The 17,738-nt window shown below is 59.3% G+C and carries 14 protein-coding genes; 6 read left to right on the forward strand and 8 right to left on the reverse strand.

Annotated features, from left to right (window positions below; all coding sequences use genetic code 11):
* Positions 1–83: 83 nt before the first annotated feature.
* Complete coding sequence (locus PMW70_RS06610; RefSeq protein ID WP_271744297.1) at positions 84–1,499, reverse strand: MFS transporter; 1,416 nt, start codon at positions 1,497–1,499, stop codon at positions 84–86.
* A 204-nt stretch (positions 1,500–1,703) separates the two neighbouring features.
* Between PMW70_RS06610 and PMW70_RS06615 the strand changes: the two genes are divergently transcribed.
* Complete coding sequence (locus PMW70_RS06615) at positions 1,704–2,114, forward strand: peptide deformylase (RefSeq protein ID WP_271744298.1); 411 nt, start codon at positions 1,704–1,706, stop codon at positions 2,112–2,114.
* Between the two features lie 199 nt (positions 2,115–2,313).
* Here the strand turns inward: PMW70_RS06615 and PMW70_RS06620 are convergent, their stop codons facing one another.
* Positions 2,314–3,795, reverse strand: coding sequence for an aminotransferase class I/II-fold pyridoxal phosphate-dependent enzyme (locus tag PMW70_RS06620; protein ID WP_117757320.1), 1,482 nt, complete (start codon positions 3,793–3,795; stop codon positions 2,314–2,316).
* A 202-nt stretch (positions 3,796–3,997) separates the two neighbouring features.
* Entirely contained in the window at positions 3,998–4,855 is an 858-nt protein-coding gene (locus PMW70_RS06625) for a LysR family transcriptional regulator (protein ID WP_117757314.1), read from the reverse strand.
* Between the two features lie 118 nt (positions 4,856–4,973).
* On the opposite strand from PMW70_RS06625, the gene PMW70_RS06630 reads away from it, so the two are divergent.
* Complete coding sequence (locus PMW70_RS06630; protein WP_271744301.1) at positions 4,974–5,885, forward strand: DMT family transporter; 912 nt, start codon at positions 4,974–4,976, stop codon at positions 5,883–5,885.
* 210 nt (positions 5,886–6,095) lie between these two features.
* On the opposite strand, the gene bsh is transcribed toward PMW70_RS06630, so the two are convergent.
* The gene (bsh, locus tag PMW70_RS06635) at positions 6,096–7,061 is read right to left on the reverse strand and encodes a choloylglycine hydrolase (protein ID WP_161194795.1); all 966 of its coding nucleotides are present in this window, start codon (positions 7,059–7,061) and stop codon (positions 6,096–6,098) included.
* Positions 7,062–7,192: 131 nt separating this feature from the next.
* On the reverse strand, positions 7,193–7,612 hold the full coding sequence (locus PMW70_RS06640) for a peptide deformylase (RefSeq protein ID WP_161194794.1): 420 nt from the start codon (positions 7,610–7,612) through the stop codon (positions 7,193–7,195).
* A gap of 193 nt (positions 7,613–7,805) precedes the next feature.
* Here PMW70_RS06640 and PMW70_RS06645 point away from each other — a divergent pair, with 193 nt between their 5' ends.
* The 4 genes from PMW70_RS06645 to PMW70_RS06660 all read left to right on the forward strand — a co-directional run bounded on the left by PMW70_RS06645 (position 7,806) and on the right by PMW70_RS06660 (position 14,025).
* Positions 7,806–9,116 carry an NCS2 family permease gene (locus PMW70_RS06645; RefSeq protein ID WP_161194793.1) on the forward strand — a complete coding sequence of 437 codons (1,311 nt, stop codon included), beginning with the start codon at positions 7,806–7,808 and terminating at the stop codon, positions 9,114–9,116.
* 207 nt (positions 9,117–9,323) lie between these two features.
* Positions 9,324–11,111: a hypothetical protein gene (locus PMW70_RS06650; RefSeq protein WP_271744305.1), complete on the forward strand. Its 1,788-nt coding sequence runs from the start codon at positions 9,324–9,326 to the stop codon at positions 11,109–11,111.
* Positions 11,112–11,382: 271 nt separating this feature from the next.
* Entirely contained in the window at positions 11,383–13,152 is a 1,770-nt protein-coding gene (locus PMW70_RS06655) for a hypothetical protein (protein ID WP_271744307.1), read from the forward strand.
* 207 nt (positions 13,153–13,359) lie between these two features.
* The gene (locus PMW70_RS06660) at positions 13,360–14,025 is read left to right on the forward strand and encodes an alpha/beta hydrolase (RefSeq protein ID WP_271744309.1); all 666 of its coding nucleotides are present in this window, start codon (positions 13,360–13,362) and stop codon (positions 14,023–14,025) included.
* Positions 14,026–14,085: 60 nt separating this feature from the next.
* Here the strand turns inward: PMW70_RS06660 and PMW70_RS06665 are convergent, their stop codons facing one another.
* From PMW70_RS06665 to PMW70_RS06675, 3 genes are all read right to left on the reverse strand, one after another.
* Positions 14,086–15,420, reverse strand: a complete 1,335-nt coding sequence (locus PMW70_RS06665; protein WP_271744310.1) for a uracil-xanthine permease family protein — start codon at positions 15,418–15,420, stop codon at positions 14,086–14,088.
* A 123-nt stretch (positions 15,421–15,543) separates the two neighbouring features.
* Positions 15,544–16,677, reverse strand: coding sequence for a 5-methyltetrahydropteroyltriglutamate--homocysteine S-methyltransferase (locus PMW70_RS06670; protein WP_271744312.1), 1,134 nt, complete (start codon positions 16,675–16,677; stop codon positions 15,544–15,546).
* Positions 16,678–16,832: 155 nt separating this feature from the next.
* The gene (locus PMW70_RS06675; RefSeq protein ID WP_271744313.1) at positions 16,833–17,729 is read right to left on the reverse strand and encodes a LysR family transcriptional regulator; all 897 of its coding nucleotides are present in this window, start codon (positions 17,727–17,729) and stop codon (positions 16,833–16,835) included.
* Positions 17,730–17,738 lie beyond the last annotated feature (9 nt).

Genomic DNA, 17,738 nt, shown 5'->3' on the forward strand with positions numbered 1-17,738 from the left:
TTAAACATTCATGCCTCTCGGCAAAACGTCAATTAGTTTATGGTGTCGCCATCCAATCTAGCTGCAGAATCTATGTGCACACATTAATGCGACATGTACGACTCGCTGCGAGCGTACACAACCGACACCGCGAACCCGACAACGGCAATCGCAGCCGCCACGCGCACGGCAGCCGCAAATCCAATCGCCTGAGCAACGTCCGTCACGACGCTGGCGGCACCGGCAGCCGCTGCAGAACTCGAAAGCAGGCCGATAAACAGCGACGGGCCAAACGAGGCGGCGATCATGTTCCACGTGTTGAGCAGCGCCGTTCCGTGGGGATGCTCGGCAGCGGGTAGCGTCTCCAAGCCGGCCGTCTGCGAGGGGCTCAGCACCAAACCGACGCCGGCATACACCACAACGGTCAGTGCAACGACAACGCCAATGTTCATGCTTGCCGCAGTCATCGAGATTGCGGTCTGCCCCACGGCAATCAAGGCAAAGCCGACCGGCAGCAGCGGCCATGCGCCACGGGCGTCCATCACGCGTCCGCCCACAATCGAGGTCACGGCGTTGCAGGCAATCGCCGGCATAATGAGCAAGCCCGCAACAAGCGCGGTCATGCCGTATGCGCCCTCAAAATAGAGCGGCAACAAAACGCTCATCGAGAACGTCGTCATCATCGACACCACCACAAGCAGGCACGCAGGCCAAAAACGAACGCCCGCCATGGGACGCACGTTAAGCACCGGATGCTCGAGCTTGAGCTGGCGGGCCGCAAACAGGCCGAGCAGCACAATGGCGGCGAAGAGCGCCACGATACCGGCAATCAGATTGGTCGAGAACTCTCCTACGGAATACACGAACGCCGTAATGCCGGCGGCGAGCAAAATAACCGACAGAATATCAAGCTTAGTGTTCGAGCGCTCTCCAACATTTCGAACGAGCTTTGCTGCCGCCGCGGCGACCACGACACCGCCCACCAGCGGCACTACGAACACCGCCCTCCAGCCAAACAACGTGCACATAAGACCACTGATCACAGGTCCAAACGCCGGCCCCAGCGTAATGCAGGCACCGCCCAGACTCGGATACAGACCGAGCTTCTCGCGCGGAGCGCAAGACAGCACCACATTCATCATGAGCGGAAACAAGATGCCCGATCCCGCAGCCTGCAAAATGCGACTTGGCAGCAAGACGGTAAACGTTGGGGCGACCAGGCACAGGACTTCTCCGGCGACCATGCATCCGCATGCGAAAAACAGCAGCCTGCGCGTCGAGAAACGACCGGAAAGAAAGGCCATGATGGCCGTAAAGATCGACGTCACGATCATGTAGCCCGAAACGAGCCACTGCGCCGTGGTGGCACTCACCGAAAAGGCCGCCATGATGTCGTGCAACGCCACGTTAATAATGTTCTCGTTAAACGCGGCGACAAAGGCTGCAATATACATTACGACGAGAAACGCCGCAGTGGCCGATGGCGCTACTTGAACTTGTTGCTGAGATTTGCTCCCCATGCATTTCCTTCCTCTTGGAACAACAGTCACATCGCCCCAGAGGAACAGTCCAGGGCGAGCATGAGCCCTAGACTTACGTCAGACGCCGCACGCAACGGATCTGACAACATGGTCCAACGTCGAAAGATTGTAACGCTGACGCGCAGCTTTCCTTCCGCGCTATTATTAAAAGTCCACGAAAGCACGAGACATGAGGAGCCCGCCATGATCAAACCCATCATGAAATCCGAGTTCTTTTTACGCCTGCCTTCCGAAGACGCGGGGCCCGACGACGCCGCGACCGGGCAGGATCTTCTGGACACGCTGCATGAACACGAGCACGAGTGCGTGGGGCTTGCCGCCAACATGATCGGCGTACGCAAGCGCATCATCTGCGTAAAGGACGGCAACAGGGCGCTGCTTATGTACAACCCGCAGATTCTTGAGCAGGTCAACGCCTACCAGACGAGCGAAGGATGTCTTTCGCTCGTCGGCGAGCGTCCCTGTACCCGATATCGCCGCATTAAGGTTGAGTATTTGGACGAGAACTTTGCCCGCCGCATCAAAAACTTCTCGGGCTACACCGCCGAGATCATCCAGCACGAAATCGACCATTGTTGCGGAATCGTTATTTAGTTCCGCCGTTCTACCGAACGGCGGACCACTTGACGCTGCGCGAGCCGTATTCACGCCAATCTGACGTTCAATTTCGAGGGCACGACCAAAAGGTCAGCGCCCTCTCATTTCACGTCACCTTGGCGCAAATGCGGCTCGCTCGCTGTCGTATGTCTATCCTGCGACGCCTCGATTCTTGTGGCGGCAGACACCTAATCCCCTACGATTGGCGGTAATGATCGAAGAAGTCGGCGAGGTCTTCGAGGGACTCTTTGAGCACTTCCATGCGCGGCAGGTACACGATACGGAAGTGGTCGGGCTCAGCCCAGTTAAAGCCGCCGCCGCGCGTGATCAGGATCTTCTTCTCGTGCAGCAGGTCAAGGGCGAACTGCTCGTCATCGGTAATGTTGAACTTCTTCACATCCATCTTGGGGAAGATGTAGAACGCCGCACGCGGCTTAACCACCGAGATGCCGTCAATCTTGTTGAGCGCCTCATACACAAAGTTGCGCTGCTCGTAGACACGGCCGCCGGGGCGGATGTAGTCGTTGACGGACTGGTGTCCACCGAGTGCCGTCTGAACGATCGATTGAGCCGGCACGTTGGAGCACAGGCGCATGTTGGAGAGCATGTTGATGCCCATGATGAAGTCGCTCATGCAGCGCTGGTTGCCCGAAAGCACCATCCAGCCAATACGATAGCCCGCGATCATGTGCGACTTGGACAGACCGCTAAAGGTGACGCAGGGCAGATCGGGAGCGAGCGAGGCAATCGAGACGTGCTCGTAGCCGTCCATGCACAGGCGGTCGTAGATCTCATCGGCAAAGATCATCAGCTGATGCCTGCGTGCAACCTCGACGATGCCCTCGAGCACCTCGCGCGGGTAGACCGAGCCCGTGGGGTTGTTGGGGTTGATGATAACGAGGGCTTTGGTCGCGCTCGTGATCTTGGACTCCATATCCTCCAGGTCGGGATACCAATCCGCCTGCTCATCGCACAGATAGTGCACAGGATGACCGCCGGCAAGGGTTGCGCACGCCGTCCAGAGCGGATAGTCGGGGCTGGGGATCAGAATCTCGTCGCCATTGTCGAGCAGCGCGTTCATCGAAAGCTGAATGAGCTCGGACACGCCGTTGCCCGTGTAGATATGCTCCATCTGAACGTTGGGCAAGCCCTTGATCTGCGAATACTGCATGATCGCCTTGCGCGCGGAGAACAGGCCACGCGAGTTGGAATAGCCTTCGCAGTCGGGCAGCTGCTGGCGCATGTCCTTGATGACCTCATCGGGCGTGCGGAAACCGAAGGGCGCCGGGTTGCCGATATTGAGCTTGAGGATGCGCTCGCCCTCGTCCTCCATACGGGCGGCCTCGTCGACGACGGGACCGCGCACGTCATACAGGACGTTATCGAGCTTGGTGGATTTAGAAAAAGTACGCATGGTGGTGCTCCTTGCAATTTGAGCTGAGGGATGGGGTTCGGGCTTGGAATCGTTGCGGGGTGATGATGCCTCGCCTTGATCGGCGTCGCCGGCAAGCAGCCAGGTAACATCGACCTCCAAAATACGGGCGAGCAGCTCAGCCACATCGCGCCGCGGAATCGTCTTGCCGCTCACATATTGGCTCATCTGACTCTTGCCGAGTTTTTTGCCGAGCATCTCCGATGCGCGGATCACGTCCGACTGGCGAACGTCGCGATCGGACATAGCCTGTCGCAGACGATCACTAAACGTCTCTTGGGCCACTAGAACCTCCTTGCTGGCAAAGTTCAATTTATACAACACGAATTGAACCTGAGTTCAATTTAGGCAGCAGTATAACGCCGTGCTATTTCGAAAAGTTCAATTTCAAAAATAAAATGAGCAAGACCTCGAGATTTATCCCAAGGCGATAACGACGTGCACGCATTTAGAGGTATTCGAGGAAACGAGCGGCGGCAAGCGAAACATCGGCCGTTCGATATATGGCGTTGATCTGCCGATGGGGATGCCCTTCGAGCGGACGCACAGCAACATCGAACTGGCAGCGACGCAAGATGAGCGCGGGAAGAATGCTCACGCCCAGGCCATCCTCGACCATAGCCATAATCGCATAGTCATCCCAAGTCGACAGTTTTGAGCGCACCGCCAGCCCCGCCCGACGGAATAGCGGCGTAATCTCATCATCGGTACCCCGTTCCAGCAGAATAAACTGCTCTCTTGCCAAATCGGTAAGAGAGACGAACTCCGCCGTGGCAAGCAACGAATCTGTCGGCACCACCGCCATCAGCTCATCACACACTAAAGACCGTGATGCCATGCCGTTTTCTCGGGGCTCACGCGGGATAAAGCCCAGGTCGCAGCGCCCCTCCGCCACCCATTGTTCAATCTCTGAGTAATCGCCCATCAGCAACTCATAATCGACGTCCGGGTGATCGGCGCGAAAACGCGCTATGACCGGTGGCAGCACGTGGGTCGCCACACTCGAAAACGTACCAATGCAGATCTTGCCGCGCATGAGCCCACGCATCTCGTCCACGTGTCGCTGCAGGCGGCCAAACTCCTCGCAGAGCGCCTCAACCGCCGGCATGATCTGCCGCCCATCGGCAGAAAGCACCACACCCTCGCGGCTGCGGTCGAGCACCTTAAAACCCCAATCGGTCTCAAGGTCGCCCACCATGCGGCTCACGCCCGACTGCGAATAGCTCAGCCGCTCGGCGGCGCGCGTAAAACTGCCGGCCCGCACGGTCTCGAGCAGAACCTGCATCTTTTGAATATTCGTTTCCACGGCACCCCTCCACCTTTACATGAGTTTTTGTCATGTTATCCATGCATTATATTCGCTTTTCTTCTAAAGCCAGTTCACCCATAGTGAACATGTTCGGATATAGAGGGGATGTCAGCACATGAACAACGGATTGTTTACGTACTTAGCAGCATTGCTATTGTTTGGCTCCAACGGCATCATCGCCGCTGCCATCGCGCTGCCGAGCTCCGATATCGTACTGTTGCGCACGTTTTTGGGCGCTCTCACCCTTGCCGCCATCCTCTTCATAACCAAGCGCCATAACCTGCAGGCTCCGTCTCGCCCCCGCGAGGCCGCAGCGCTCATCGTCTCGGGCGCCGCGCTGGGCGCCAGCTGGATTTTCCTGTTCCGCGCCTATCAGACGATCGGCGTTGGTATCTCCTCGCTGTTGTATTACTGTGGCCCCATCATCGTTATGGCCCTCTCCCCGCTCATCTTTGGCGAAAAACTGACCGGCGGCAAAATCGCCGGCTTTATCGCCGTCGCCTGCGGCGCTTTTCTCATTGCAGCGCAAGGTCTCGGCGGCAACATGCCCATTGCGGGCATCGTCTGCGGCATCGCCTCGGCATTTTGCTATGCGCTGATGGTCATCGCTAGCAAGGGTGCGCCATGCATCGAGGGTCTCGAGAACTCTGCGCTCCAGTTGAGCGCCGCCTTTGTGACCGCGCTGGTCCTCACACTCGTCACCCAAGGCACCCCCTCGTTTTTCTCCCCCGGCATCGCCACAAGCATCGATTGGCGTGCCGTCGCTATGCTCGGCGTCGTCAACACCGGCATCGGTTGCCTGCTTTACTTTAGCGCCGTCGCCAAGCTGCCTGTGCAGACCGTCGCGGTTGTCGGCTACCTCGAGCCGCTTTCGGCGGTCGTGTTCTCGACCGTCCTTTTGGGTGAAGTCATAACGCCGGTCCGCCTGATGGGCGCCGCGCTTATCATCGGCGGCGCGCTCTTTTGCGAACTCGCCGGCAAGCGCGCAAGTACAAAGGCTGGCACTGCCCAGGCAGCGCGCGCCTAAAAGCCCCTCTTCAGTTTCCACCGACGAGCCCTATCGATCCCACCGAGCTGCTCGAGAGCGTCGCCGATACGCCCGAACAGCAACAGCTCGACGGCCTCGAGAGTGCCCAGCTCAACGACGTCAACTTCTAGCGACGTCACACATCGATGACAGTGGCCCTGCACCTCACGGGAGATGCAGGGCCATTTTGCATTGCAGTAAAGCTATGGGCTACGAACGACGCGGCTCGGGAACCACGAGCCTATCGGGGCTCGCACCCTCGGCATCCATCAAGCTCACGTAGCGAATCGACGGGTCGTCGTAGGTCGCATAGTAATAATTGCCCGTGCGAGCGCTAAAGCATCCGGTGTAGATCGTCTTCTCGAACTTGCCATCGCCCATCTTGGACGCTCCCTCGATCATCGCCACGCCTTCGAGCGAGCGGAACATGCGGACGACATTTTCGGCCTCGCTCTCCTTTTGCGGGTAATTGGCATTGAGGTAGGCCGCCTTTACAAAACGGCTCGGCGAATAGCAGTCGCCCGGAATACCGCGCATGCCGGCACCCGCGCCATAGGGCTTGAGCTCGGCGCCACGCCATGTCGCCGTCTGCGGAAAATCGTTTGAGGCGGTGATATAGGTGCGCAGGTTTTCCATGTGCCACGGGAAGGTCGGCTGATTGGCCAGGGTATCGACCGGATCGTCGTATACATGTAGGCCATCGGCCATCATCTCGACCACGATGCTGCGCTGGCTGTCGCCGATAATCCAATGGAGCAGCGACACGCCCAGCCCTTCTCCAGCAGATTTGGCGACAATCACCGTGTCGTGCAGCGCGGCCTCCACCTCGTCGATCGTCGAGAACGTCGCCGCCACCCACAGGGGAAACTCATAGGCAGCGATATTGGTTTTGCCATCGACCGGGCCCTCGGCATACTCGGCATAACCGGGAAAGTTGAGCCCCGCTACAGCCAGACCCGCATCGTTACCACAGTCGAAAAACATGGGATAGTTCTTGTAATCGATACACATGCCAATCACCGCGTGCGCCGCCGTCGCATCGTCGATATACGAATACGGGATATGGAACCCGCGGGGCACCACGCGAACCTGCTCGCCGTATCCAAAGCTCCAGTCGAGATTGCGGCCCAGATACATATGGCCGGAATTATCGGTAAATCGAATGCTCGTGCACATAGCGCCTCCTAGCTCAATGTTTTTGCTAGGCTTATTGTCACCAAACAAAGGAGCGCTAAACAAAAAAGTCCGGACATGACAACAATGTCATACCCGGACTAAAAACGACGAGGTGCGGTGCTTTGGTCCCCTTAGACCAACTTGCCAAGACAGTGATCAATCATGTGTTGGATCATCTGTGCTTCGAAGCCTGCGTAATCGCGGCGGCACTCCTTCATCTTGCCGTCGACGATCTGGTCAAAGGCAACCTTGCACTTGATATAGCGCGTGGACTTGGTGACCTCCTCGTGCGTCAGGCAGCTCTCCTCCATCTTGCTGGCGCCCAGACCAAACACCAGACGGGGGTTGTAGAGCACGTGGGGCTCGCCGGCGTCGTCCAGGTAGACGCAGATCTTCTTGGTAACGCCAATCTGGTTAGCGGCAAGGCAGCCGGCATCGTCGAGCGACTTGATGGTATCGATCAGGTCCTGAGCAACCGACTCGTCCTCGACGGTCGCAACCTCGCAACGCTGGGACAGGATAGCCTCGTCGTGGCAAAGCTCTTTAATCATACGTTCCTCCATAGGGGTCGTTGTAACCGCTTAAGTATACGGTACCCACACATTTTCATGCGAAAAATACCGTCCGTCTGCTACAAAGCGCCGAACATCAACATGCGAGGAGCATCAACCTTACAAAGGCGATATAGTAAGGAAGTTCGTGTCAATCGGCCTAAACTCGGGGCCGAACAAGGAAAGGGTATGCATGGACGAACTTTTTCACGTCAGTGAGCGCAAGTCCACAATCGGGACCGAACTTCGCGCTGGACTGACAACATTCCTGGCAATGGCCTACATCATCGCCGTCAACCCCGCGGTGCTCTCGGGCGCCGGCATCGATGCGGGAGCGCTCGCCTGCGCCACCTGCCTGGGCGCCGGCATCATGACCATCTGCATGGGCATCTTCGCTAACCGCCCGCTCGCCTGTGCGTCGGGCCTCGGCGTCAACGCGATGATCGCCGGCATCACCACCACCGTCTGCGGCGGCGACTGGCACGTGGCCATGAGCGTCATCTTCCTCGAGGGCGTCGTCATCCTGCTGCTCGTCCTTTGTGGCCTGCGCGAGGCCATCATGGACGCCATCCCCGTGGTCCTGCGCCACGCCATCTCGGTGGGCCTGGGCCTGTTCATCGCCATGATCGGCCTTGCCGACGCCGGCATCATCACCGCCGGTAACGGCACGCTTGTCGGCCTGGGCGACATCACCTCGCCCACCTTCATCGTCGGCATCATCTCCATCCTGGTGACGGTCGCCCTCGCCTGCCGCAACGTCCCCGGCTCGCTGCTCATCGGCATCGTCGTAGCCGTCATCGCCGGTATCCCCCTAGGCGTAACCCAGGCTCCGACCGGTATCATCGCCCCGCTCGACTTCTCGAGCATCGGTGGCCCCATCGCCGACGCCGGCGGCGTGCCCGCCATCGTCAAGGTCCTTACCGACCCCACGCTCCTTGTCATCTCGTTCTCGCTGCTCATGAGCGACTTCTTTGACACCATGGGTACCGCGATGGCCGTGGCCAAGCAAGGCGAGTTCCTCACCGACGACGGCAACGTCGAGAACATCAAGGAGATCTTGGTCGTCGACTCCGCCGCCGCTGCCGTGGGCGGCTTCATGGGCGTCTCCTCCATCACCACCTTCGTCGAGTCCACTTCCGGCGCCGCCGACGGTGGCCGCACGGGCCTCACCTCCGTCACCACCGGCGTGCTGTTTATCCTCGCCGCGTTCTTCTCCCCCGTCGTCTCCATCGTTTCCAGCGCCGCCACCTGCGGTGCCCTGGTCTACGTCGGCTACCTCATGATGAGCGAGGCCACCGAGATCGACTGGTTCGATGTCTCCGAGGGTTTCCCGGCGTTTATGATCGCCGCGGGCGTGCCCTTCACCTACTCCATCTCTGCCGGCATTGGCCTGGGCTTTATCGCCTACGTGATCGTCGCGCTCTTTAAGGGCGAGGCTTCCAAGATCAAGCCGCTCATGTGGGTCGCATCCCTTGCCTTCCTCGTCTACTTCTTCGTAGCGTAAGCACAAAGCTGCCAAAGCAAAACACCAAAGCGCGGGGTCGCATCGAGCGGCTCCGCGCTTTTCTTTTAAAGCCAGGCACCGCGCGGGCGCGCGATGCATTACTTCCCAAGTTTTGGACATTTTGCCCTCCAAACGGCACTACCGCCGGCTACATCCTGCAGATATGCTGGGCGTAATCGCATAGGCCCTATGAGGATGGGAGTAACCATGGCCGCCTTGTTCACGACCCCCAAGCGCAATGACAAAACCTCTGGAGCCCATTTTATCGAGCCCGACGTGCGCCGTCGCACGTTGCTCGCACACGGCAGCTGGCGCCGCGTGACGCGCCGCATCGTTGTAGGCGCCGTATGCGCGCTTACGGTAAGCTCGCTGCTCATGCCGAGCGTCTCGCTCGCGGCGGAGTGGGTGGACGTTGGCGGCGTCCGCCACGAAGCGGCCGCGGGGCCCACGGGAGACGCCGCCGGCACCTGGAGCTGGGACGGCGCCGACGATATGAAGCTCAACGGCTATGACGGCGGTGCGATCCAGGCTGCGGGCAAGCTCAACATTGCCTACGAGGGCAAGAACACCGTGAAAACCGAGCCCGATTACACCGGAGCCGCCATCAAGGCGCAGGATGGCACTAGCCAGAAAGCAGAGTTGAACATAACGAGCTCGAATAGCACGGATGAGCTCAATGTGACAGCTGAGGCCGATGCAATTAAATCCACAGGCGACCTCTCCATTTCTGGCCCAGGCACTGTGAACACCACAAGCACTACTTCCGACGGAATTGAGGCAAAGGGCGATCTCTCTATCACGGGCTCGGGCACCGTGAATGCAACGGGCGGTACCGAAGGCATCCAATCCAAGGGCAAGACCACCATCGATTCCTCTGGCACAGTGATCGCTAAAGGAAGCGAAGGTTACGGCATCGCCGCGGGCAGTGACCTGATCATCAAAGGCGGTGGCAAGGTAGAAGCAAGCTCGATAGAAGAAGCGGCGATTTGGGCTGACGGCAACATCGACATCTCGGACGGCAGCCAGGTCGAGGCAAGCTCCCAGGGAGATCTTGCCGTCGACGCTGAGGGTAGTCTCGCGGTCACGAACGCCTCCCTTGACGCAAGCGGTGTTGAATATGGTGTCTATGCCTACAAGGGCGTTACGCTCGATCACGCGACCGTGACGGTCCGCACAAGCGCGAGCGGCGGCCAGGCCATCGCCCTCATCACTGACGGGGACGACATCGTCATCAAGAATGGTTCCATCGTGGACGCGTTCGCAGAAGGCAAATTCTCGGTTGCAATCTCTACCAGAAACCACCAGCCAAACGTCGCTGGCGGCCACATCTACATCAGCGACTCCGTTGTTAAGGCTATAGCCCGCTATGTCGAGACCGGTGGCGATGGCCCCGATCACTACAGCAACGACCAAAGCGGCGAGGTCATCCCTGAGCCTAGGGGTCTGAACATCGGTATCTTCGCCCAGACCTACGAGGGCATCACGCCCGCGAGTATCTCGATCGTCCGCAGCAAGCTCACGGCCGAGGGAGACACGGCGGCAATCTTCGCTCTTGCCATAAGCGAGGATGGCAAGGCGATCGGCACCATCGAGATCGAAGGCGCTCCCATCCAGACGCCCGCAGGCGGCAAGATCATTAACTATCGCTACGAAGAAGAGTACGGCCCCAGCATCTCCTACGAGGCAGGTCAAACCATCGGCACGGGCGACGCCACGATCGACTCCCCCTATGACGCCGCTGTCGCCAAGCGCACGGTCACCGTGCCTCCCGAGGAGATCAAACCCGAGGAGAAGCCAGGCGAGACCAAGCCCGAGGGTTCCAAGTCCGAGGGCACGAAGACAACCAAGACCGTTGCAGTTGCAGCCACGGGAGCCAAGACCACCGGCAAGCTCGCGGCAACCGGCGACGCCTCGAGCGCAGCCATCATAGCGACCGCCCTTGTAGGAACGGCCGCTATCGTCACAGGCGCCCTGGCGAGTCGCAAACGCTCGTAAACACTTTTTCGCACAGGACGGGTGGATCGCGGCCCTTGCCTTCCTCGTCTACTTCTTCGTAGCGTAAGGGCAAGGCTGCAAAAGCTGAACAATAAAGCGCGGAGTCGCCATGCGGCCCCGCGCTTTTCTTTTAGCGTCGGTCCCTGCGCCGGCGTGCGGCCTATTTCTCCCCCATTTTGGCCATTTTGCCCTCCAAACGGCACTACCGCCGGCAACATCCAGCAGATACGCTGAACCTAGCCGTATAGGCCCTATGAGAACGGGAGCAACCATGGCAGCCTTGTTCACGACCCCCAAACGCAATGACACTACCGCCGGAACCCATGTTGCCGAACCCGACGTTCGCCGTCGCATAGGACTCGCGCACGGCAGCTGGCGCCGCGTGACGCGCCGCATCGTCGCGGGCGCCGTGTGCGCGCTCACGGTGAGCTCGCTGCTCATGCCGAGCGTCTCGATCGCAGCGGAATGGGTCAAGGTCGGCGGCAACAAGTACAACACCGCGGCGAGCGACGAGGCCGGTACCTGGTCGTGGGACGGCGCCGACGACTTGAAGCTCAACAACTATAACGGCGGCGAGATCCAGGCCGCAGGCAAGCTCAACGTGAATTACTCGGGAACCAACATCGTCACTGCCGAATGGATCGAAAGCATCAACGTTTCTCATGGCACTAACGAGAATGCCGAGCTCAATATCCAAGGCGACGCGGGCAGCACGCTCAGCGTGACATCTACTGAGGACGCTATCCTCTCCACGGGTAATATCAACATCGACGGAGCCGGATCCGTCAACGCCACGAGCACTGGGTTTGATGCCATCAATGCCGGGGGTGATCTCGCTATCAAAGGTTCGGGCAACGTCAACGCCACGGGTGCATCGGATGGCATCAGGGCAAACGGCAATATCACGATTGACGACAGCGGAGCCGTCACCGCCAGGGCTACCGAGGACAAGGGTATTGGAACCGACAAGAACCTCACCATCAAGGGTGGCGGGACGGTCGAGGCAAGCTCAGCTGATGGTGAGGCCCTTTGGAGCGGCGGCAATATCAACATCTCGGACGGCAGCCAGGTCAAGGCAAGCTCCGAGAAAGACGCTGCCGTCGAGGCCAAGGGCAGCCTCGCAGCCACAAACGCCTCCCTCAACGTAAACGGTGTTGAATATGGCGTCTATGCCCACAAGGGCATCACCCTCGATCATGCAAACGTGACGGTCCGTGCAGGTAAAGGCAGATACGGTGGCGCCATCGCCCTCTTCACCTACCAGGACGACATCGTCGTCAAGAACGGCTCCACCGTGGACGCGTTTGCGGAAGGCGAGGTTTCGGCTGCATTCTCCACCAGAAACGATCGACCCAACGAGGAGGGTGGCCACATCTACATCAGCGACTCCGTTGTCAAGGCCATAGCCCGCTATGTCGAGAACGGCGACGGCCCCATCCCCTACAGCGAAAACCAAGATGGTGAGACGAGCCCCGAGCCCCAAGGCGAGAACATCGGCATCATCGCCCAGACCAGCGAGGGCGTCACACCCGCAGTCATCTCGATCATCCGCAGCAAGGTAACGGCCGAAGGAGATACAGCGGCAATCTTTGCCCGTGCCATGAGCGCTGACGGCAAGACAATCGGCACCATCAAGATTGAGAACGCCGCCATCCAGACGCCCGAAGGCGGCAAGGTCATTGACTATCGCAAGCTCCGTAACGGCATCTACGAGGCAGGCCAAGCCATCGGCACGGGCGACGCTGTGATCGACTCCCCCTATAACGAAGCTGTCGCCAAGAGCATGGTCATCGCACCTCCCGAGGTAGCCAAGCCGGAAGACCCCAGGCCCGACGAGACCAAGCCCGCGGAGTCCAAGCAGGACCCCAAGCCCGAGGGCGCAAAGACGACCAAGACCGTTGCGGTTGCAACCACGAAGGCCAAGGCCACCGGCGTGCTCGCGGCAACCGGCGACACCTCGGGTGCGGCCATCGTGGCAACCGTCCTTGCGGGAACAGCCGCTATCGCCGCAGGCACCATGGCGAGCCGCAAACGCTCGTAGACGCCTCTGCGCACATGGCAGCTCCCGCGAAGGCCCCGAGTCCCAGCACCGTTTAACAACGCCACCGCCGAGCTCCCCTCCGGCGGTGGCGTTTTCCATATGCGTCCGCAGGGTATGCACGAGATTGTCTTTGGTCTAACCCAACCTGCATGAGCCGGCGTGCGACAATGGGGGCCGTCGATATCACAACACCGAGAGAAGCCTGCCTTGGAAGCGCATCAGAAGCAGATAACCGTTTATCCAGAGTGTACAGAAGGAGCGCCCGTCATTTACCTCCCCGTGGTTATGGGCGACGGTAATGAAGTCTACGAGCGCTGCCGAGAGCTCGACTGCCCGCCGTTCACCCTTGTCGCCATTGGAGGGCTCGATTGGAATCACGAGCTGAGCCCCTGGGAATGCGACGGAACTATACGAGATGCCGAGCCCTTTGGCGGACAGGCTGCTGGTTTTCTTGACGAGTTGTTGAAGCAGATAATCCCAGAGGCCGAATCATCGCTCCCGCAACCGCCCGCCTGGCGCGGCGTTGCCGGCTACTCCTTGGCGGGTCTTTTTGCACTTTGGGCACTTTGGCAAACAGATGTCTTTGAGCGCGCGGCAAGTGCATCGGGGTCGCTGTGGTTCCCCGGCTTTATCGACTACGCGCGCGAGCGCACGATGACAGCTACGCCCGACGCCGTCTATCTGTCACTCGGTAAAAAGGAAACCAAGACGCCCAACCGCATGATGCGGCACGTACTCGACGATACGCGCGCGATGGAAGAGCTGTTTATCGAGCGTGACATTCCAACAATGCTGGAGCTCAACCCCGGCAATCACTTTGCCCAAACTGACCTGCGCATGGCGCGCGGCATCCACTGGATACTGACGCATTAAAAATGGCGCCCACGCGTACATACGCATGGACGCCATTTTTAATTTGGCTGAACGCAGCTACTATTCAGCAGTCTCCTCAAGCTCGGAAGTATCGAACTCAAAGTCATTACCTGGCAGGATGGCGTTGAGCACAATGCCCACCAGCGAGCCCACGGCAAGGCCCGAAAGCGAAATCGTCACGCCGCCCAGCTCCAGCACGATGGCACCGGCGGTACTGTAGGCAATGCCGAGCGAAAGCACGAGCACCAGAGCCGCCACCAGCACGTTGCGGTTGTTCTGGAAATCAACCTGGTTCTCGATGAGGTTGCGGACGCCCACGGCACTGATCATGCCGTAGAGCACAAGCGACACGCCGCCGATAACGCATGCCGGCATGGCGGCGATTACGGCAGCGAACTTGGGGCAGAACGAAAGCACGATGGCGCAGCACGCGGCAATGCGAATCACGCGCGGGTCGAACACACGCGTAAGCGCAAGCACGCCGGTGTTCTCGCCATACGTCGTATTGGCAGGAGCGCCAAAGAGCGATGCCAAGATAGTCGCCAGGCCATCGCCGAGCAGGGTACGGTGCAGGCCGGGATCGGCAATGTAGTTGCGCTCACAAGTCGATCCGATGGCGGAGATATCGCCAATGTGCTCAATCATGGTCGCAAAGGCCAGTGGCATGATGGTGATAATGGCCGTCGTGGCAAGACTGCTATCGAACTGCGGTCCAAAGAGCGCAAACACGGTGTTGTCCCACACGACGGGCAAGCCAACCCAGGGGGCGGCTGCGACGCCAGAGAAGTCGACCTCGCCCAGCGCGGCCGCAACGGCATAGCTCACCACAACGCCCAGCAAAATCGGCACGATCTTGACCATGCCGCGCCCCCAAATATTGCAGATGACGATCACGGCCACAGCGACAACGGCAACAAGCCAATTGGTCTGGCAGTTGGCGATAGCAGAGCTTGCCAAGATCAGGCCGATGGAAATGACGATGGGGCCGGTCACCACCGGCGGGAAGAAGCGCATGACGCGCTTGGCGCCAAATGCGCGGAACAGCGCTGCCAGCACCGGATAGAGCAGGCCGGCGCATGCAACGCCCAGACAAGCGTAGGGCAAAAGCTCGGTCTCGCCGTTGGGCGCAATGGCGGCATAACCCGCGATAAAGGCAAACGACGAGCCCAGGAACGCGGGCACCTTACCGCGCGATAGAAAGTGGAACAGCAGCGTGCCGATGCCGGCGAACAGAAGCGTCGTCGAAACGGAAAGGCCGGTGAGCACGGGCACGAGCACCGTGGCTCCGAACATCGCAAACATGTGTTGCAAACCCAACACAAACATGCGCGGGCGGCCGAGCGACGATGCATCGTAAATGGCATCGGTGACGGCGGGCGTCGAGGATTGGGACATGGAAGTCCTTTCACGATGGAAGGGCGATCAGGCATATCGGATAACCTGCCCGAACGATACGATCCGAACCATTGTACGCGATACGCAACGCCTCGCACGCGCCGCCACCTGCAAACGGTATCATTACTTCCAAACGCGCTCGGCAATGCGCTTGACCAGAGCGATCTTTGCCCATTGCTCATCCTCGGTCAGCTTGTTGCCAATCTCGCAGCTGGCAAAGCCGCACTGGGGCGACAGGTACAGGTTCTCGAGCGGCACGTACTTTGCGGCTTCGCGGATGCGCTCGACGATGGCGTCCTCGTTCTCGAGCTCTGCCGCCTTGGTGGTTACCAAGCCCAGCACGACCTTCTTGCCGGGAGCGACGTACTTGAGCGGCTCAAAGCCGCCGGCGCGCGGCGTGTCGAACTCCAGATAGAACGCATCGACATTCTCATGTGCGAACAGGTACGGCGCGATGGGATCGTAGCCGCCCTCAAAGGCATAGGTGGAGTGGTAGTTGCCGCGGCACACGTGCGTGTTGACAACCAGATCGTCGGGCTTGCCCTCGATGGCGGCGTTGTTGAGCGCCACGCCCAGCTCGCTTACCTTTTGCAGGTCGACCGGGCTCATGCCGGTTTTGGCGACAAAATCGGTATCGCAGTAGATGCCCCAGGTGCAGTCATCAAACTGGATGTTGCGGCAGCCTGCTGCGTACAGGTCGGCGATCACCGTACGATAAGCGGCTGCAATGGCGTCGGCAAGTTCCTCATCGGTCTTATAGACAGCGCGCAGGCTCTCCTGCTGGCCGTCGCAGCGATCGAGCGTGACCTCAGAGAACGTCTGAATCGGCGCCGGAATGGTCTGGCGTGCGACCTGGCCCTCCCCCTCAAGCGCCTTGACGAACTTAAAATGCTCGACGAACGGGTGGTTCTCGCCGCTGATGGGGCCGGTCACCACGGCAGTGTCGGCGGTAGTCTCCTCATCGTGGAACATATAGCCTGTACGCGAGGTGCGACGCTCGACGCCGTTCAGCCCCCACATAAAATCGAGGTGCCAGTAGCTGCGGCGGTATTCGCCATCGGTAATTACCTGTAAGCCGGCTGCCTTCTGCTTGGCCACCAAATCGCAAATGGCCTCATCCTCGACGGCCTTAAGGCCGGCGGCGTCGAGCGTGCCCGCGGCATAGGCGGCACGTGCATCCTTAACAGCCTGGGGACGAAGAAAGCTGCCGACGATATCGGCGCGAAACGGCGCGTTCGGTTGAATCAAGGTGCTCATAGATATCTCCCTTTGCATTGGTTGCTTTACTGGGACAGAGTATGAGCGCTCATATGGCTATCGTAAAATATACGTATATAACAGTTTGATATAGATGCTTCCTATATCAAACGAGACTGCCGCAAAGAGATTTGACCCGTGCAGAACGCAGCAATCTAGATGTGCTGACGAATCGCTTCGATATAGGCCTGCCCATAGCGCGTGAGCGTCGTATTTTTGCGCGTGATAATGCCGATCTCCATGTATTCGTCCACATCGAGCGGAATGGAGATGATACCGGGGCCGTTAAGTTCATGGCTGATCACGCCCGAACACACCGTGTAACCGTTAAGGCCCATGGCCAGGTTGAACAACGTCGCACGGTCACGCACGCGGATATTCTTGCGACGCTCAAACGTCGAGGTCAGTTCCTCGGAATAGTAAAACGAGTTATAGCTGCCCTGCTCGTAGGACAGGAACGGGTAGTCTTCCAGGTCCTCGAGCGTCACGCTGGAGCGGGCCGCCAGCGGATGGTCGGCGCATACAAAAACGTGCGGCGCGGCGCAAAAGAGTCCCTCAAACACAAGCTCATTGGCAGCGAGCATGCGCTCGATGACCTCGCGGTTGTGCTCGGACAGATATAGGATGCCCAATTCGCTTTTCATATGCGCGACGTCCTCGATAATCTCGTGAGTCTGCTCCTCGCGCAGGGTAAAGTCGTAGCGCGCGGCATCGAACTCACGGATCACATCGACAAACGCGTTGACGGCAAAGGAATAATGCTGGCAGCTCACACTAAAGTGCGGCACCTGCTCGGACGCGCCCTTGTACTTGCCTTCGAGCAGATCCGCCTGGTCGAGCACCTGGCGCGCGTAGCCCAAGAAGGTCTCGCCCTCCTCGGACACAATGACACCCTTGTTGGTGCGCTCAAAGATGTGCACACCCATCTCGTTTTCGAGATCGCGGATCGACGCGGTAATCGAAGGCTGCGACACAAAGAGCCGGCGCGAGGCCTCGGTGATGCTGCCGCATTCGGCAACTTTGACGACATACCTGAGCTGTTGAAGCTTCATGATGGCCTC

Source organism: Collinsella aerofaciens, from assembly GCF_028209625.1.
GTDB lineage: Bacteria > Actinomycetota > Coriobacteriia > Coriobacteriales > Coriobacteriaceae > Collinsella > Collinsella aerofaciens_AM.